At 60.4% G+C, this 17,565-nt stretch carries 16 protein-coding genes; 9 read left to right on the top strand and 7 right to left on the bottom strand.

Annotated elements, in window-relative coordinates; translation table 11 throughout:
- Positions 1–121 precede the first annotated feature (121 nt).
- A complete protein-coding gene (locus tag ACW9IN_RS28625; RefSeq protein WP_457369002.1) occupies positions 122–472 on the bottom strand; it encodes a glutaredoxin family protein in 351 nt (116 codons plus the stop codon).
- Complete coding sequence (gene yejK / locus ACW9IN_RS28620) at positions 472–1,476, bottom strand: nucleoid-associated protein YejK (protein ID WP_177016398.1); 1,005 nt, start codon at positions 1,474–1,476, stop codon at positions 472–474. The genes ACW9IN_RS28625 and yejK overlap by 1 nt, the downstream gene beginning before the upstream one ends.
- Positions 1,477–1,872: 396 nt before the next feature.
- Here yejK and ACW9IN_RS28615 point away from each other — a divergent pair, with 396 nt between their 5' ends.
- Positions 1,873–2,154, top strand: a complete 282-nt coding sequence (locus ACW9IN_RS28615) for an HU family DNA-binding protein (RefSeq protein ID WP_457369001.1) — start codon at positions 1,873–1,875, stop codon at positions 2,152–2,154.
- Positions 2,155–2,218: 64 nt separating this feature from the next.
- On the opposite strand, the gene rlmF is transcribed toward ACW9IN_RS28615, so the two are convergent.
- From rlmF to ACW9IN_RS28590, 5 genes are all read right to left on the bottom strand, one after another.
- On the bottom strand, positions 2,219–3,241 hold the full coding sequence (gene rlmF / locus ACW9IN_RS28610; protein WP_457369000.1) for a 23S rRNA (adenine(1618)-N(6))-methyltransferase RlmF: 1,023 nt from the start codon (positions 3,239–3,241) through the stop codon (positions 2,219–2,221).
- A gap of 144 nt (positions 3,242–3,385) precedes the next feature.
- Positions 3,386–6,232, bottom strand: a complete 2,847-nt coding sequence (locus tag ACW9IN_RS28605; RefSeq protein ID WP_457368999.1) for a valine--tRNA ligase — start codon at positions 6,230–6,232, stop codon at positions 3,386–3,388.
- 226 nt (positions 6,233–6,458) lie between these two features.
- A complete protein-coding gene (locus ACW9IN_RS28600) occupies positions 6,459–6,848 on the bottom strand; it encodes a DNA polymerase III subunit chi (protein ID WP_457368998.1) in 390 nt (129 codons plus the stop codon).
- Positions 6,849–6,855: 7 nt separating this feature from the next.
- The gene (locus ACW9IN_RS28595) at positions 6,856–7,284 is read right to left on the bottom strand and encodes a DNA polymerase III subunit chi (RefSeq protein ID WP_457368997.1); all 429 of its coding nucleotides are present in this window, start codon (positions 7,282–7,284) and stop codon (positions 6,856–6,858) included.
- A 51-nt stretch (positions 7,285–7,335) separates the two neighbouring features.
- Positions 7,336–8,826, bottom strand: coding sequence for a leucyl aminopeptidase (locus tag ACW9IN_RS28590; RefSeq protein WP_457368996.1), 1,491 nt, complete (start codon positions 8,824–8,826; stop codon positions 7,336–7,338).
- Positions 8,827–9,112: 286 nt separating this feature from the next.
- Between ACW9IN_RS28590 and lptF the strand changes: the two genes are divergently transcribed.
- The 8 genes from lptF (at position 9,113) to pdxJ (ending at position 17,480) form a co-directional block, all read left to right on the top strand.
- Positions 9,113–10,231, top strand: a complete 1,119-nt coding sequence (gene lptF / locus ACW9IN_RS28585) for an LPS export ABC transporter permease LptF (protein WP_457368995.1) — start codon at positions 9,113–9,115, stop codon at positions 10,229–10,231.
- A complete protein-coding gene (gene lptG, locus ACW9IN_RS28580) occupies positions 10,224–11,303 on the top strand; it encodes an LPS export ABC transporter permease LptG (protein WP_457368994.1) in 1,080 nt (359 codons plus the stop codon). The genes lptF and lptG overlap by 8 nt, the downstream gene beginning before the upstream one ends.
- A 151-nt stretch (positions 11,304–11,454) precedes the next feature.
- Complete coding sequence (gene lepA / locus ACW9IN_RS28575) at positions 11,455–13,254, top strand: translation elongation factor 4 (protein WP_457368993.1); 1,800 nt, start codon at positions 11,455–11,457, stop codon at positions 13,252–13,254.
- A 5-nt stretch (positions 13,255–13,259) separates the two neighbouring features.
- Complete coding sequence (lepB, locus tag ACW9IN_RS28570) at positions 13,260–14,114, top strand: signal peptidase I (RefSeq protein ID WP_457368992.1); 855 nt, start codon at positions 13,260–13,262, stop codon at positions 14,112–14,114.
- A 152-nt stretch (positions 14,115–14,266) separates the two neighbouring features.
- The gene (gene rnc / locus ACW9IN_RS28565; protein ID WP_457368991.1) at positions 14,267–14,956 is read left to right on the top strand and encodes a ribonuclease III; all 690 of its coding nucleotides are present in this window, start codon (positions 14,267–14,269) and stop codon (positions 14,954–14,956) included.
- Positions 14,949–15,851 carry a GTPase Era gene (era, locus tag ACW9IN_RS28560; protein WP_457368990.1) on the top strand — a complete coding sequence of 301 codons (903 nt, stop codon included), beginning with the start codon at positions 14,949–14,951 and terminating at the stop codon, positions 15,849–15,851. Before rnc ends, era begins: the two co-directional genes overlap by 8 nt.
- 144 nt (positions 15,852–15,995) lie before the next feature.
- A complete protein-coding gene (gene recO, locus ACW9IN_RS28555) occupies positions 15,996–16,685 on the top strand; it encodes a DNA repair protein RecO (RefSeq protein WP_457368989.1) in 690 nt (229 codons plus the stop codon).
- Positions 16,686–16,736: 51 nt separating this feature from the next.
- Positions 16,737–17,480 (top strand): pyridoxine 5'-phosphate synthase, encoded by a 744-nt coding sequence (gene pdxJ, locus ACW9IN_RS28550; RefSeq protein ID WP_095014831.1) that lies wholly within the window; start codon positions 16,737–16,739, stop codon positions 17,478–17,480.
- Positions 17,481–17,565: the final 85 nt, after the last annotated feature.

Below are 17,565 nucleotides of genomic sequence, written 5' to 3'. Positions count from 1 at the left end.
GCTCGACAACTCCCACAAGGGATTGGCAGTGGCGGGAAAAACGCTGTCAGCAGGGTCAATGCGCCGGGCACTTTCTCGCCAACGATAGAGTTCCCACACAAGCTGGCTCCCAAGGTGTGGGTTATTTCAGTGCGGCCATGATCGCGTCAGGGCTGTAATCCCGAATCAACACCCCATTCACGTCCACAAACGGAATCCCGCCGCCCCCCAGCGCCTCATACGCCTTGCGCGCCTGGGCGTCTTTCTCGATGTCGAAGGCCTGGTACGGAATGCCCTTCTGATCGAGGAACCGGCGGATCTGCTTGCAGTAGCCACACCACTCGGTGGCATAGAGTGTCACGCGAGCCGAGGCGCGTACGTGCTCCGGCACCACCTGCGAGGGGTTGAACACCCGCTCGATCTTGCCCCAGTTTTGGAACACCACCACCACGAGCAAGACCAGCAGGACTTTCTTGAAGACCCCGCCGAGCATCAGTTGCGGCGCTTGAGCTGGTCGGTCAATTGGGTCGGCAGGCCCTTGATGATCAAGGTGCCGGCGGCTTCGTCATACTCGATCTTGTCGCCCAGCAAATGCGCTTCGAAGCTGATGGACAAGCCTTCGGCACGCCCGGTAAAGCGGCGAAACTGGTTGAGGGTGCGTTTGTCCGCCGGGATTTCCGGCGACAGGCCGTAGTCCTTGTTGCGGATGTGGTCATAGAAGGCTTTTGGTCGATCTTCATCGATCAGCCCCGACAGTTCCTCCAGGCCCATGGGTTCGCCCAGCTTGGCCTGGCTGCTGGCGTAATCGACCAGGGTCTTGGTTTTTTCGCGGGCGGATTCGTCCGGCAGGTCTTCGCTTTCGACGAAGTCGCTGAATGCCTTGAGCAGGGTGCGGGTCTCGCCGGGGCCGTCGACGCCCTCCTGGCAACCGATGAAGTCACGGAAATATTCCGAGACCTTCTTGCCGTTCTTGCCCTTGATGAACGAAATGTACTGCTTGGATTGTTTGTTGTTCTGCCACTCGGACACGTTGATCCTCGCTGCCAGGTGCAACTGGCCCAGGTCCAGATGGCGCGAAGGGGTCACGTCCAGCTCGTCGGTTACCGCTACGCCTTCGCTGTGGTGCAGCAGGGCGATGGCCAGGTAGTCAGTCATGCCTTGTTGGTAGTGGGCAAACAGCACATGGCCGCCGGTGGACAGGTTGGACTCCTCCATCAGCTTCTGCAGGTGCTCGACTGCGGTGCGGCTGAACGTGGTGAAGTCCTGGCCACCGTCGAAATAATCCTTCAACCAGCCGCTGAACGGGTGCGCGCCGGACTCGGCGTGGAAAAAGCCCCAGGCCTTGCCTTGTTTGGCGTTGTAGCTCTCGTTGAGGTCGGCAAGCATGTTCTCGATGGCGGCCGACTCGGACAATTCCGAATCGCGGGCATGAAGAACTGCGGGTGTGCCGTCGGGTTTTTTGTCGATCAGGTGGACGATGCAATGACGGATCGGCATGGGCTTCTCGGCTGGTTGAAGGGGAGCGGTGGGCCTCCCCGAAAAGTCGCCCAGTGTACCGCACCCATTGGCCAAGACGCGCTTCGAAGGCCATTTTGGGTGGTCTCCGACGGGTCATATGCCTTTTTTTCACGGTTTAGAGCGATAAAGCTGACCAAATGGGTAGGTAGAAGCGGATATTTCCCCGTCTCTGTGCTAGTTTTGCCCCGTCTTACGCCAAGTATCGGCGTTAAGCGTGCATTCAGCATCTGTCAGGTCGAACCAATCCCCGTTTCAGGCATCTATAACCCCGATCTCCGTGGTTATGGCCGGGGGTGCCAGGCCTAGACGGTCAGGCTCGACGGCTGACACTGCACTCTGCAATCCATATGAATTTGATAGGGAAGGAACACCACAATGGCTTTGACTAAAGACCAACTGATCGCTGATATCGCTGAAGCTATCGACGCGCCAAAAACCACCGCGCGCGCAGCTCTGGAACAACTGGGCCAGATCGTTGCCGATCAGCTGGAAAACGGCGCCGAAATCACTCTGCCAGGCATCGGCAAACTGAAAGTGACCGAGCGTCCTGCCCGTACCGGCCGCAACCCTTCGACTGGCGCTGCCATCGAAATCGCTGCCAAGAAAGTGGTGAAGTTCGTTCCAGCCAAAGTGCTGACCGACAGCATCAACAAGTAAGACGCCGCAAAAAAAACCGTGCTCTGGAGCGATCCAGGCACGGTTTTTTGTTGCCTGTGATTTATCAGCGCTTGGATGCCCAGCCTTGGCGCCACACCTGTTGTTCGTTGTGGGTCTGGAAGGTCCAGGCGACAAAACGACTCTGTTTCTGCCCCTGAGACATCTCCACCACTTGGCTTTCCAGCACGCCGGCCTTTTTCAGTGCGGTTTCGATGGCTGGCAGGTTCGATGCTTTTGACACCAGGGTGCTGAACCACAAGACCCGATGGCCGATTTGTGCGCTTTCAGCGATCAGTTGCGTGACGAATCGCGCTTCGCCGCCCTCACACCAAAGCTCGGCCGCCTGGCCACCGAAATTCAGTACCGGCAACTTGCGTTTTGGATCGGCTTTGCCCAAGGCACGCCATTTGCGCTGGCTGCCTCGCGTGGCTTCCTCCAGCGAGGCATGGAAGGGTGGGTTGCACATCGTCAGGTCAAACCGTTCGCCCGGCTCCAGCAGGCCCAGCAGGATCTGCTTGGGGTTGGTTTGCTGGCGCAATTGGATGGCCTTGTTCAGCCCGTTGGATTGCACAATGGCCTTGGCGGACGCCAGGGCGGTGGCGTCGATCTCGGATCCGAGGAAGTGCCAGCGGTAATCGCTGTAGCCGATCAGCGGGTAGACGCAGTTGGCGCCCATGCCCACGTCGAGCACCTTCACAGGCGCGCCGCGGGGAATCACGCCTTCGTTGACGCTGGCCAGCAGGTCGGCGAGGAAGTGCACATAGTCGGCGCGACCTGGTACGGGCGGGCACAGGTAGTCGGCCGGGATGTCCCAGTGCTGAATGCCATAGAACGCTTTCAGCAGCGCTCGGTTGAAGACGCGCACTGCGTCCGGGCTGGCGAAGTCGATGCTTTCCTTGCCATAGGGGTTGATGATCACGAATTTCGCCAGCTCCGGCGTGGTCTTGATCAATGCCGGGAAGTCGTAACGGCCCTGATGGCGATTGCGTGGGTGCAAGGTGGCTTCTTTGCGCACCGTGACGGGCTTGGCCGGCGTCACGGCGTTGGGCTTCTTGCGGGGTGGTTTGGGCGAGGTTGGGGCGGTCATGATGATTCGGGTACTGGACTCAAAGTGGCGGACATTGTCACACATCCTGAGCTCAACCCGGTCAACTACGGGTGTTCAGCTGGGCGTGATGTTTTCAAGGCAAAAAAAAGAGACCCGAAGGTCTCTTTTTAAGCGACTCGCACCTTACAGGCTCGAAATCCGCGCATGTTGCTCCGCCAGCTTGCCCAGTGCCTGTTCGGCCTCGGTCAGTTTGGCGCGCTCCTTCTCGATCACCTCGGCCGGCGCCTTGTCGACGAACGCCGCGTTGGACAGCTTGCCGCCCACTCGCTGCACTTCGCCTTGCAGGCGCGCGATCTCCTTGTCGAGACGGGCCAGTTCCGCAGCCTTGTCGATCAAGCCGGCCATTGGCACCAGCACTTCCATCTCACCGACCAGGGCGGTGGCAGACAGCGGTGCTTCGGCATCGGTTGCCAATACGGTGATGGACTCCAGCTTCGCCAGCTTCTTGAGCAGCGCATCGTTCTCGCCAAGACGGCGCTGATCTTCAGCGCTGGCGTTCTTCACGAACACCGCCAGTGGCTTGCCTGGTCCGATGTTCATTTCGGCGCGGATGTTGCGCGTGCCGAGCATCAGGGTCTTGAGCCATTCGATATCGCTTTCGGCGGCCTCGTCGATGCGCGCTTCGTTGGCCACCGGCCAAGGTTGCAGCATGATGGTCTTGCCCTGAATGCCGGCCAGCGGCGCGAGACGCTGCCAGATTTCTTCGGTGATGAACGGCATGAACGGGTGCGCCAGGCGCAGCGCCACTTCCAGCACGCGCACCAGAGTGCGGCGAGTGCCGCGCTGGCGTTCGATTGGCGCGTTTTCGTCCCACAGCACGGGCTTGGACAGTTCCAGGTACCAGTCGCAATACTGGTTCCAGATGAACTCGTACAAGGACTGCGCGGCCAGGTCGAAACGGAACTGGTCGAGCTGGCGGGTCACTTCGGCTTCGGTGCGCTGCAATTGCGAGATGATCCAGCGATCAGCCAGGCTCAATTCGACGGCTTCGCCGTTCTGACCGCAGTCTTCGCCTTTGTCCAGCACGTAGCGTGCAGCGTTCCAGATCTTGTTGCAGAAATTGCGATAGCCTTCGACGCGGCCCATGTCGAACTTGATGTCGCGACCGGTGGACGCCAGCGAGCAGAAGGTAAAACGCAGTGCGTCGGTGCCGTAGCTGGCGATGCCATCGGCGAATTCGTCGCGGGTCTGCTTCTCGATCTTCTTCGCCAGTTTTGGCTGCATCAGGCCCGAAGTGCGTTTCTGCACCAGGGATTCCAGGTCGATGCCATCAATGATGTCCAGCGGGTCCAGGACGTTGCCCTTGGACTTGGACATCTTCTGGCCCTGTCCATCACGCACCAGGCCGTGCATGTAGACGGTCTTGAACGGGACCTGCGGCGTGCCATCCTCGTTCTTCACCAGGTGCATGGTCAGCATGATCATCCGGGCAACCCAGAAGAAAATGATGTCGAAACCCGATACCAGCACGTCGGTCGGGTGGAAGGTCTTGAGGGCGTCGGTTTTTTCCGGCCAGCCGAGGGTTGAGAAGGTCCACAGGCCCGAGCTGAACCAGGTGTCCAGTACGTCGTTGTCCTGTTGCAGCGCAACGTCCGGGCCGAGGTTGTGCTTGGCGCGCACTTCGGCTTCGTCGCGGCCCACGTAGACCTTGCCCGAAGCGTCGTACCAGGCCGGAATGCGGTGGCCCCACCACAGCTGACGGCTGATGCACCAATCCTGGATGTCGCGCATCCACGAGAAGTACATGTTCTCGTATTGCTTGGGCACGAACTGGATGCGGCCGTCTTCCACTGCGGCAATGGCCGGTTCGGCCAGCGCTTGGGTGGACACGTACCATTGGTCGGTCAGCCACGGTTCGATCACGGTGCCGGAGCGGTCGCCCTTCGGCACTTTCAGGCCGTGGTCGTCGACGCTGATCAGCAGGCCGGCGGCGTCGAAGGCGGCAACGATCTGCTTGCGTGCTTCGAAACGGTCGAGGCCGGCGAATTCAGCCGGAATCTTGCCGTCGATGCTCTCGTTCAGCGTACCGTCCAGGTTGAACACCTGGCAGGCCGGCAACACGGAGGCGTTCTTGTCGAAGATGTTCAGCAACGGCAGGTTGTGACGCTTGCCGACTTCATAGTCGTTGAAATCGTGGGCCGGGGTGATTTTCACGCAGCCGGTGCCGAATTCAGGGTCGCAGTAGTCGTCCGCGATGATCGGGATGCGACGGCCAACCAGCGGCAGCTCGACGAACTTGCCGATCAGGGCCTGGTAACGCGCGTCGTTCGGGTTAACCGCGACGGCGGAATCGCCGAGCATGGTTTCCGGACGGGTGGTGGCGACGATCAGGAAGTCATTGCCTTCAGCGGTCTTGGCGCCGTCGGCCAATGGGTACTTGAGGTTCCAGAGGAAGCCTTTCTCGTCGTGGTTTTCCACTTCGAGGTCGGAAATCGCCGTGTGCAACTTGGTGTCCCAGTTGACCAGGCGCTTGCCGCGGTAGATCAGGCCGTCTTCGTGCAGGCGTACGAAGGCTTCTTTTACGGCTTCCGAAAGGCCGTCGTCCATGGTGAAGCGCTCGCGGCTCCAGTCGACGGACGAACCCAGACGACGGATCTGACGGCTGATGTTGCCACCGGACTGGTCCTTCCATTCCCAGATTTTTTCCAGGAATTTCTCGCGGCCCAGGTCGTGGCGGTTCTGGCCCGTGGCTTCGAGTTGACGCTCCACCAGCATCTGGGTGGCGATACCGGCGTGGTCGGTGCCTGGCTGCCACAGGGTGTTGCGGCCCTGCATGCGGCGGAAACGGATCAACGCGTCCATGATCGCATTGTTGAAGCCATGGCCCATGTGCAGGCTGCCAGTGACGTTCGGTGGCGGAATCATGATGGTGTAGGAATCGCCCGCGCCTTGCGGGGCGAAATAATTCTCGGATTCCCAGGTCTGGTACCAGGAAGTTTCGATAGCGTGCGGCTGGTAGGTCTTATCCATGCGCGGCGGGACCCTAGTTGGCATTTATTCAGGAAAGCCGGCAAGTATAACGGGGCAGGGCGTGGAGGGCGAGTTGAAGACGGTCTAAAGGTCGATGCATAACAATGTGGGAGCTGGCTTGCCTGCGATAGCTACCTGTCAGTCAACTCATCAGTGACTGAGACACCGCTATCGCAGCGATGCGGCGACCCGACAAGCCAGCTCCCACAGGAGATCTATGTCTGTCTCAGGATTGGTACTGGCTGAGCAATCGCTCCATCCGCGCATCCAGCCGACGCTTGATCTCGGTCTCGATATGCGGGGCAAAGTCGTCGATCACGTCCTGCATGATCAGTTGCGCAGCGGCGCGTAGCTCGTTGTCCAGGTGCAGCAGCAGGGCGTCCGGGGCTTTTTCAACCGCAGCGGGGGCTTCTTCTGCAATGGGCGCTGCCTCGGCAGGCTCCGGCGCTGCGGGTTTGCCGCCGACCATATCGAACAACAGCGGAATCTGTACCTCGCCCTCGACCGATTCGGTCAGCAGCGGCGGTTGCAAGTCATCATCACCCAACAACTGGCGGATCGACTCGAGGTCATCCAGCAGGTGGTCATCTTTTTTTAGAGGATTTGGCGTGTCCATCGTGTACTCAAAGTCGTTGTAGCCGGTGATCCTGCAAAGGATAGCCCTGTTCCCGATAGAAACGGAAACTCTCCCGCGCGGCCTGACGAATAGCCGGGTCTTCCACCACCACTTCCGCCACGCGGGCGAAAGATTTGGCGAAGGACGGCACTTTCAGGTCCAGGTTGACCAGCAGGTCCTTGTGATCGCCGCAGCTATTGCCCAAACCCAGCACCACCAGGCCTTCGGGTTCCGACTCGGCGGGGCCGTGGGGCACAAAGCTTTCGCCCTTGAAGCGCCACAGGCGTGCGTCAAGCTCGTCACGCTGGGCGGCATCGCTGCAATGCAGGTAGATGCGATGGCCCATGCGCCAGGCTTTTTCCGTGAGTTTGCAGGCGAAGTCCAGGCGCGCGAGCGGGTCGGCGCTGGGCAGGATATAGAAGTCGACTTGGGTCATTGCGGTTCCCGAGACCGGGGTGGCGTGAGGGCCGCCCCGGATTCTTCAGTGTCAGGTCTTGGCGCGATCCAGCAGGTACTGGGTCAGCAACGGCACCGGACGGCCGGTGGCGCCCTTGTCCTTGCCGCCGCTGGTCCAGGCGGTGCCGGCGATGTCCAGGTGGGCCCAGTTGAAGTTTTTGGCAAAGCGCGACAGGAAGCAGGCGGCCGTGATGGTGCCGGCTTTCGGGCCACCGATGTTGGCGATGTCGGCGAACGGGCTGTCCAGCTGTTCCTGGTATTCGTCGAACAGCGGCAGTTGCCAGGCGCGGTCGTCGGCTGCTTTACCGGCGCTGAGCAGTTGCTCGATCAGTTCGTCGCTGTTGCCCAGCAGGCCCGAGGTGTGGGAGCCCAGGGCGACGATGCAGGCGCCGGTCAGGGTGGCGATGTCGATCACGGCCTGCGGCTTGAAGCGTTCGGCGTAGGTCAGGGCATCGCACAGCACCAGGCGGCCTTCGGCGTCGGTGTTGAGGATTTCGACGGTCTGGCCGCTCAAGGTGGTGACAATGTCGCCCGGACGGGTGGCGCCGCCGCTCGGCATGTTCTCGGCGCAAGCCAGGATGCACACCAGGTTGATCGGCAGTTTCAGCTCCAGCACGGCGCGCAGGGTGCCGAACACGCTGGCGGCACCGCCCATGTCGTACTTCATTTCGTCCATGCCCAGACCCGGCTTGAGGCTGATGCCGCCGGTATCGAAGGTGATGCCTTTACCCACCAGGGCGTAAGGTTTTTCGGACTTTTTGCCGCCGTTGTATTGCATCACGATCAAGCGTGGTGGCTGGTCGCTGCCCTGGCCTACGGCATAGAACGAGCCCATGCCCAGTTCCTTGATCTTCTTCTCGTCCAGCACTTCGACCTTCAGGCCCTTGAACTCTTTGCCCAGTGCCTTGGCCTGTTCGCCAAGGAACGTCGGGTGGCAGATGTTCGGCGGCAGGTTGCCCAGGTCGCGGGTGAACGACATGCCGTTGGCGATGGCCGTGGCATGGGTGACGGCACGTTGAACTTCAGCCTGTGCCGCCTTGATGGTCAGCAAGGTGATTTTCTTCAGGGCGCGGGGTTCGGCTTTCTGGCTCTTGAACTGGTCGAAGATGTAACCGCCGTCCACCAGGCTTTCAGCCAGCAGGCGGGTCTTGCCATAGCTATCGCGGCCTTTGACCACGATTTCATCGAGCGCCAGGGTTGCATCGCTGCCGCCCAGGCCTTTGAGGGTAGTCAGAATGCCGCTGACGATTTTGCGGAACGGGCGGTCGCCCAGTTCGGCGTCCTTGCCCACGCCCACCAGCAATACGCGGTCGGCCTTGAGGTTGGGCAGGCTTTGCAACAGCAGACTCTGGCCCACTTTGCCGGCCAGGTCACCACGCTTGAGGACCGCGCTGATGGCGCCACCGCTCAGTTCGTCGAGTTGTTTGGCGGCAACGCCGAGCTTGCGGCCTTCGCCGACAGCGACCACGAGGGTGGCGGTTTTCAACGTTTCGGGGCTAACGCTTTTTACAACCAATTCCATGTTCGGGTCCCTTTATAAAGGTCTTGAGAGCCTGGCGTCTGTACCCAGGCTTTAAAGCTTGGCGGCTGTGTAAACCGCCAGCGACAAAGGCCGCAGTTTGAACCTCGCCAGCGGAGGCTGACAACCCTTGGCGGCAGCTTTGTGCATGTGCGCGAGGTTGCGCAGTGACAGGCGCGGTCAATCACAGGATAATGCGCCATCTTTTTAGTCGGCCTGGTGCAAACAGGCTGACTCGGTATGCTTGCTTGTTTGGCCGCCTTAGCCTGACAACCCTGGAGTGTCTGGTTTGATCGTCTTCCGTTATCTGTCCCGCGAAGTCCTGTTGACCCTGAGTGCCGTGAGTGCGGTATTGCTGGTCATCATCATGAGTGGTCGTTTCGTCAAATACCTGGCCCAGGCTGCTTCGGGGGCCTTGGATCCGGGGTCGCTGTTCCTGATCATGGGCTTTCGCCTGCCGGGCTTCCTGCAACTGATCCTGCCCCTGGGGCTGTTTCTCGGGATCCTGCTGGCCTATGGCCGGTTGTACCTCGAAAGCGAAATGACCGTCTTGTCGGCCACCGGCATGAGCCAGCAGCGCCTGCTGGGCATGACCATGATCCCGGCCGCCGGTGTCGCGCTGATCGTGGCCTGGCTGAGCCTGAGCCTGGCGCCCCAGGGCGCGATGCAATTCCAGCTGGTACTCAACAAGCAGGACGCCATGACCGAGTTCGACACTCTCGAGCCGGGCCGTTTCCAGGCACTCAATGACGGCACGCGGGTGACCTACACCGAAACCCTGACCGATGACCGTGCCAACCTGGGCGGGGTGTTCATTTCCGAGAAGCGCCTGGGCCAGGACAAGAAAGACCGTGGCATTTCCGTGCTGGTGGCCGATTCCGGTCGCCAGGAAGTGCGTCCGGACGGCAGCCGTTACCTGATCCTCGAAAATGGCTATCGCTATGACGGCAGCCCTGGTCAGGCCGATTACCGTGCGATCCAGTACGACACCTATGGCGTGATGCTGGCTCGCCCGGACGTCAGCGATGAAGTGACCGACCGCGACGCCATCCCCACGCCCGACCTGCTGGGCAGCAAGGAGCTGCGTTCCATCGCCGAGCTGCAATGGCGTATTTCCCTGCCGTTGCTGGTGTTCATCGTGACCCTGATGGCTGTGCCGCTGTCGCGCGTCAATCCGCGCCAGGGCCGTTTCCTCAAGCTGTTGCCGGCAATCCTGCTGTACATGGCTTATCTGACCATCCTGATTTCCGCCCGTGGCTCCCTGGAGAAGGGCAAGCTGTCGCCGACCCTGGGTCTGTGGTGGGTACACGCAATTTTCCTGGCCATCGGCCTTGGGTTGCTCTACTGGGAGCCGATCCGCTTGAAAATGATGAGCCGTCGCGGCCAGAAGGAGTTGGCTCGTGGCTAAGCTCGATCGCTACATTGGTAGCAGCGTACTGATCGCCATCCTGGCGGTGTTGGGCATCATTCTTGGGTTGGCGTCGTTGTTCGCCTTCATCGATGAAGTGGGCAATGTCAGTGATACCTACACGGTTTGGGATGTATTGAGCTTCGTCGCCCTGACCGCGCCGCGCCGTCTCTACGACATGATGCCGATGGCCGCGCTGATCGGCTGCCTGATCGGCCTGGGCAGCCTGGCCAGCAACAGCGAACTGACCATCATGCGTGCGGCGGGCGTGTCCATCGGTCGTATCGTCTGGGCGGTGATGAAACCCATGCTGCTGCTGATGCTGTGCAGCGTGCTGATTGGTGAATACGTGGCGCCGCCGTCCGAAACCACGGCCCAGGCCAACCGCGCCCTGGCCCAGGGTTCGGGTGACGCGCAAAGCTCCAAGCATGGCCTGTGGCACCGTCAGGGTGACGAGTTCATTCATATCAACGCCGTGCAACCTGGCGGCCTGCTGATTGGGGTGACGCGCTACACCTTCGACAAGGAGCGTCACCTGTTGTCGTCCAGTTTCGCCAAACGTGCGCAATACACTGACGAAAAGTGGCAACTGACCGATATCACCACTACTTACTTCCGCAATATCGGCCAAGGCACCAAGGCCAGTACTGAAGTGATCAACGTGCCGACCGAGCAGTGGGACATCGCTCTAAAGCCTCAATTGCTCAGTACGGTCGTGATGATCCCCGAAAGCCTGCCGATCTCCGGGCTATGGGGGTATATCCACTATCTGAAGGATCAGGGGCTGAACAATGGCCGTTACTGGCTGGCGTTCTGGGTCAAAGTGTTGCAGCCGGTGGTGACCGCTGCGCTGGTGCTGATGGCCATCTCGTTCATCTTTGGTCCGCTGCGCTCGGTGACCCTGGGTCAGCGCGTATTCACTGGTGTGCTGGTGGGCTTCACCTTCCGTATTGCTCAGGATCTGCTCGGCCCTTCGAGCCTGGTGTTCGGTTTCTCGCCGCTGTTTGCGGTGCTGGTACCGACGGCCATTTGTGCCCTGGCCGGCTTCTGGCTGCTACGCCGGGCCGGTTGATACCGCGCTTATGAACAAAAAATGCCCCGGTCTCCCTGCCGGGGCATTTTTGTTCTGGTCAGCAAAGATGACGTCTGGGCTGAGCATCAGGTACAATTCCCGGCTATTTTTCGGCGGGCAATCTGCCTGCAGCCTTTTTGAGTGTTGACCCGTGAGTGATTTGAGTCATATCCGCAATTTCTCCATCATCGCCCACATTGACCATGGCAAGTCGACGCTGGCCGATCGATTCATCCAGATGTGCGGCGGCCTCGCCGAGCGTGAAATGGAAGCCCAGGTGCTGGACTCCATGGACCTCGAGCGCGAGCGCGGGATCACCATCAAGGCCCACAGCGTTACCCTGTATTACAAGGCCAAAGACGGCATCACCTATCAGCTGAACTTCATTGACACCCCGGGCCACGTCGACTTCACCTACGAAGTCAGCCGGTCCCTGGCGGCCTGTGAAGGTGCGCTGCTGGTGGTGGACGCCGGCCAGGGCGTCGAGGCGCAATCGGTTGCCAACTGCTACACGGCAATCGAGCAGGGCCTGGAAGTGATGCCGGTACTGAACAAGATCGACCTGCCCCAGGCCGAGCCCGAGCGCGTCAAGGACGAGATCGAGAAGATCATCGGCATCGACGCCACGGACGCCGTGACCTGCAGCGCCAAGACCGGCCTGGGTGTCGACGAAGTGCTCGAACGCCTGGTGCAGACCATTCCGGCGCCGACCGGCGAAATCGAAGGTCCGCTGCAAGCTTTGATCATCGACTCCTGGTTCGACAACTACCTGGGCGTTGTTTCCCTGGTGCGCGTGCGCAACGGTCGCGTGAAGAAAGGCGACAAGATCCTCGTCAAGTCCACCGGCAAGGTGCATCTGGTCGACAGCGTGGGCGTGTTCAACCCCAAGCACACCGCCACCGCTGATCTGAAAGCCGGTGAAGTGGGCTTCATCATCGCCAGCATCAAAGACATTCATGGTGCACCGGTGGGTGACACCCTGACCTTGAGCTCCACCCCTGAAGTGGACGTGCTGCCAGGCTTCAAGCGCATTCAGCCACAGGTGTACGCGGGTCTGTTCCCGGTCAGTTCGGACGACTTCGAAGACTTCCGCGAGGCGCTGCAAAAGCTGACCCTCAACGACTCTTCCCTGCAATACACCCCGGAAAGCTCCGACGCGCTGGGCTTCGGCTTCCGCTGCGGCTTCCTGGGCATGCTGCACATGGAAATCATCCAGGAGCGCCTCGAGCGCGAATACGACCTGGACCTGATCACCACCGCGCCAACGGTTATTTTTGAGCTGTTGCTGAAAACCGGTGAAACGATTTACGTGGACAACCCGTCCAAGCTTCCGGACGTGTCCTCCATCGACGATATGCGCGAGCCTATCGTGCGGGCCAATATTCTTGTGCCGCAGGAACACCTGGGCAACGTCATTACCCTGTGCATCGAGAAGCGTGGCGTGCAACACGACATGCTGTTCCTCGGTAACCAGGTGCAAGTGACTTACGATTTGCCGATGAACGAAGTGGTCCTGGACTTCTTCGACCGTCTCAAGTCCACCAGTCGCGGCTATGCTTCGCTGGACTACCATTTCGATCGCTACCAATCGGCTAATCTGGTGAAACTGGACGTGCTGATCAACGGTGACAAGGTGGATGCCCTGGCACTGATCGTGCACAAGGACAACGCGCACTACAAAGGTCGGCAGTTGACCGAGAAGATGAAAGAGCTGATTCCGCGCCAGATGTTCGACGTCGCGATCCAGGCCGCCATTGGCGGGCAGATCATTGCGCGGACCTCCGTCAAGGCACTCAGAAAGAACGTATTGGCCAAATGCTACGGCGGTGACGTCAGTCGTAAGCGCAAGCTGCTCGAGAAGCAAAAGGCCGGTAAAAAACGCATGAAGCAAGTAGGTAACGTGGAAGTTCCACAAGAAGCCTTCCTTGCGGTGCTCAGGTTGGATAGTTAGGTCCTATGTCGCTAAATTTCCCGCTGTTGCTGGTCATCGCCGTAGCCGTCTGTGGTTTCCTGGCGTTGCTCGATCTGGTGTTCTTCGCCCCGCGTCGGCGGGCGGCTATCGCGTCCTATCAGGGTAGCGTCAGCCAGCCCGATGGCGTGGTGATCGAGAAGCTGAACAAGGAACCCTTGCTGGTTGAATACGGCAAGTCGTTCTTCCCGGTGTTGTTCATCGTGCTGGTGCTGCGTTCGTTCCTGGTGGAGCCGTTTCAGATTCCTTCGGGGTCGATGAAACCTACCCTGGATGTGGGCGACTTCATCCTGGTGAACAAGTTTTCCTACGGGATCCGTCTGCCGGTGATCGACAAGAAGATCATCGAAGTCGGTGATCCGCAGCGCGGCGATGTGATGGTGTTCCGCTACCCGAGCGACCCGAACGTCAACTACATCAAGCGTGTGGTGGGGCTGCCGGGCGACGTGATTCGCTACACCAGCGACAAGCGGCTGTTCATCAACGGTGAGTCGGTGGCCGAGAAACTGCTGGGTGCCGAGCCGAACACCTTGGGCAGCGCCGAGTTGTACCAGGAAAAACTCGGTGCGGTGGAGCACGAAATCCGCAAGGAAATGAGCCGCTACCGTTCGCCGCCTGACACCGAATGGAAGGTGCCTGCCGGGCACTACTTCATGATGGGCGACAACCGTGACAACTCCAATGACAGCCGTTACTGGGATGATCCCAACATTCCCAAGGACCTGCTGGGCATGGTTCCCGACCAGAATATCGTCGGCAAGGCCTTTGCGGTCTGGATGAGCTGGCCGGAACCGAAGCTCAGTCACCTGCCGAACTTCTCGCGGGTCGGGCTGATCAAGTAATACAGGCGGCGCTGTGATCACAGCGCCGAATGCTTTTCTGGGGGAGGGACAATTCATGGCCTGCCCCCATGCCGTACCAATCAGGATTTGAATTTGAACACTGCGTCAATCGTCGATGGCCGCCGGTGCCACCAAACAGATATGGGTAAACCGTGAGCGTTTCTTTAAGCCGCCTCGAGCGCCAGCTCGGCTACACCTTCAAGGACCAGGAATTGATGGTCCTTGCCCTCACACACCGCAGCTTTGCAGGGCGCAATAACGAGCGCCTGGAATTCCTCGGTGATGCCATCCTCAATTTTGTCGCAGGCGAGGCGTTGTTCGAACGCTTTCCCCAGGCCCGTGAAGGTCAGTTGTCGCGCTTGCGCGCACGCCTGGTGAAGGGCGAGACCCTGGCCGTGCTGGCCCGTGGCTTTGGCCTGGGTGAATACCTGCGCCTGGGCTCCGGCGAATTGAAAAGCGGTGGTTTTCGCCGTGAATCGATCCTGGCCGATGCGCTCGAAGCGTTGATCGGCGCGATCTACCTCGATGCGGGTATCGAAGCGGCCAAGGAACGTGTCACCGCGTGGCTGACCTCCGAGATCGAGAGCCTGACGCTGGTCGACACCAACAAAGACCCCAAGACCCGCCTGCAGGAATTCCTGCAGTCCCGCGGGTGCGAACTGCCACGCTACGAAGTGGTGGATATCCAGGGTGAGCCCCATTGCCGCGTGTTCTTCGTGGAATGTGAAGTCACCTTACTGAACGAAAAAAGCCGAGGTCAGGGTGTGAGCCGTCGTATTGCCGAACAGGTAGCGGCTGCAGCAGCACTGATTGCCCTGGGCGTGGAGAATGGCCATGACTGAATCAACCGCAACGCGCTGTGGCTATGTTGCCATCGTCGGCCGTCCCAACGTGGGCAAGTCCACGCTGCTGAACCACATCCTGGGCCAGAAGCTGGCGATCACCTCGCGCAAGCCGCAGACCACCCGCCACAACATGCTGGGCATCAAGACCGAAGGCAACGTGCAAGCGGTCTACGTCGACACCCCGGGCATGCACAAGGGCGGCGAAAAGGCTCTGAACCGCTACATGAACAAGACCGCTTCCGCGGCGTTGAAAGACGTGGACGTAGTGATCTTCGTGGTCGACCGCACCAAGTGGACCGAAGAAGACCAGATGGTTCTGGAGCGTGTGCAGTACGTCACCGGCCCGCTGATCGTCGCGCTGAACAAGACCGACCGCATCGAAGACAAGGCCGAGCTGATGCCGCACCTGACGTGGTTGCAGGAGCAGTTGCCGAACGCGCAGATCATCCCGATCTCGGCCCAGCACGGGCACAACCTCGATGCCCTGGAACGTGTGATTGCCGAGCACCTGCCGGAGAACGAGCATTTCTTCCCGGAAGACCAGATCACCGACCGTAGCAGCCGTTTCCTTGCCGCCGAACTGGTGCGCGAGAAAATCATGCGCCAGATGGGCGCCGAGTTGCCGTACCAGATCACCGTTGAAATCGAAGAGTTCAAGCAGCAGGGCAAGACCTTGCATATCCATGCGCTGATCCTCGTCGAGCGCGATGGCCAGAAGAAAATCATCATTGGTGACAAGGGCGAGCGCATCAAGCGCATCGGCACCGAGGCGCGCAAGGACATGGAGTTGCTGTTCGACTCCAAGATCATGCTCAACCTGTGGGTGAAGGTTAAGGGCGGCTGGTCCGATGACGAGCGTGCGCTGCGCTCCCTGGGCTACGGCGACCTCTGACACACTGCGGAACCTCTGTGTGAGCGGGCTTGTGTGGGAGCTGGCTTGCCTGCGATAGCGGTGGTGAATTCACTACCGCTATCGCGGGCAAGCCCGCTCCCACATTGGTTTGTTGCTGTTCTTAAGTTCTGCAATGAGGCTTCCATGTCCCAATCCCCACTCCCCAGCCAACCCGCCTACGTCCTGCACAGCCGCGCCTACCGCGAGACCAGTGCTCTGGTGGACTTCCTCACGCCCCAGGGTCGCTTGCGTGCGGTGCTGCGCAGCGCGCGGGGCAAGGCGGGTACGCTGGCGCGACCATTTGTGGCCCTGGACGTGGAGTTTCGCGGCACGGGCGAGCTGAAAAACGTCGGGCGCATGGAAAGCGTCGGTACCTCCGCCTGGCTCAACGGCGATGCGTTGTTCAGTGGCCTGTACCTCAATGAACTGCTGACCCGCCTGCTGCCCGCCGAGGATCCGCACCCGGGGCTGTTCGATCACTATGCCGCCACCTTGCTCGCCCTTGCCGAAGGCCGCCCGCTCGAGCCCTTGCTGCGCGCCTTCGAATGGCGCCTGCTCGATGATTTGGGCTACGGCTTTGAGCTGGCCAATGACTTGCACGGCGAGCCCATTGCCGCTGACGGCATGTACCGCCTGCAAGTGGACGCGGGTCTTGAACGTGTCTACCTGCTTCAACCCGGTCTGTTCCAGGGCACCGAGTTGCTGGCCATGAGCGAGGCCGACTGGACAGCGCCCGGCGCCTTGTCCGCTGCCAAGCGCCTGATGCGCCAGGCCCTGGCCGTGCATTTGGGCGGACGGCCGCTGGTCAGCCGCGAGTTGTTTCGAAAGCCCTGACAACCCCGTGTATGCTGTGCGGCGTTTCTTTCCCTTTTCAGGAGCGCTTCCGTGACCACCAGCAATCGCATTCTTCTTGGCGTCAACATCGACCACGTCGCCACCCTGCGTCAGGCCCGGGGCACCCGTTACCCGGACCCGGTCAAGGCCGCGCTGGACGCCGAAGAAGCAGGCGCCGATGGCATCACCGTGCACCTGCGCGAAGACCGTCGCCACATCCAGGAGCGTGATGTGCTGGTGCTCAAGGACGTGCTGCAAACCCGCATGAACTTCGAAATGGGCGTCACCGAAGAAATGATGCAGTTTGCCGAGCGCATCCGTCCGGCGCACATCTGCCTGGTGCCGGAAACCCGCCAGGAACTGACCACCGAAGGCGGCCTCGACGTGGCTGGCCAAGAGGCGCGGATCAAGGCGGCGGTGGAGCGGCTGTCGAAGATCGGCAGTGAGGTTTCGCTGTTTATCGATGCCGACGAGCGTCAGATCGAAGCCTCGCGCCGCGTTGGCGCACCGGCAATCGAACTGCACACCGGGCGCTACGCCGATGCGACCACGCCAACCGAAGTGGCTGATGAACTGCAACGCATCATCGACGGCGTGAGCTGTGGCCTCAAGGAAGGCTTGATCGTCAACGCCGGCCACGGCCTGCACTACCACAACGTTGAAGCGGTAGCCGCAATCAAAGGCATCAACGAACTGAACATCGGCCATGCGCTGGTGGCCCATGCCCTGTTCGTCGGTTTCAAGGGGGCTGTGGCCGAGATGAAAGCGCTGATCCTGGCGGCTGCCAAGGCCTAAGCGAACACGGTCTCACAAACACTGCAGATCAAAATTGTGGGAGCGGGCTTGCCCGCGAATGCGGTGGTTCAGTTGACACATCTAT

This window comes from Pseudomonas sp. SDO5271_S396 (assembly GCF_054071795.1).
This window is presented reverse-complemented; position numbering and strand designations above follow the sequence as displayed.

Coding starts and splice junctions, on each gene's coding strand:
- era (WP_457368990.1), top strand. CDS start 14,949: ATGACTGAATCAACCGCAACGCGCTGTGGCTATGTTGCCATCGTCGGC.
- yejK (WP_177016398.1), bottom strand. CDS start 1,476: ATGCCGATCCGTCATTGCATCGTCCACCTGATCGACAAAAAACCCGAC.
- ACW9IN_RS28615 (WP_457369001.1), top strand. CDS start 1,873: ATGGCTTTGACTAAAGACCAACTGATCGCTGATATCGCTGAAGCTATC.
- rlmF (WP_457369000.1), bottom strand. CDS start 3,241: ATGACCGCCCCAACCTCGCCCAAACCACCCCGCAAGAAGCCCAACGCC.
- ACW9IN_RS28600 (WP_457368998.1), bottom strand. CDS start 6,848: ATGGACACGCCAAATCCTCTAAAAAAAGATGACCACCTGCTGGATGAC.
- lepB (WP_457368992.1), top strand. CDS start 13,260: ATGTCGCTAAATTTCCCGCTGTTGCTGGTCATCGCCGTAGCCGTCTGT.
- ACW9IN_RS28605 (WP_457368999.1), bottom strand. CDS start 6,232: ATGGATAAGACCTACCAGCCGCACGCTATCGAAACTTCCTGGTACCAG.
- ACW9IN_RS28625 (WP_457369002.1), bottom strand. CDS start 472: ATGCTCGGCGGGGTCTTCAAGAAAGTCCTGCTGGTCTTGCTCGTGGTG.
- recO (WP_457368989.1), top strand. CDS start 15,996: ATGTCCCAATCCCCACTCCCCAGCCAACCCGCCTACGTCCTGCACAGC.
- ACW9IN_RS28595 (WP_457368997.1), bottom strand. CDS start 7,284: ATGACCCAAGTCGACTTCTATATCCTGCCCAGCGCCGACCCGCTCGCG.
- ACW9IN_RS28590 (WP_457368996.1), bottom strand. CDS start 8,826: ATGGAATTGGTTGTAAAAAGCGTTAGCCCCGAAACGTTGAAAACCGCC.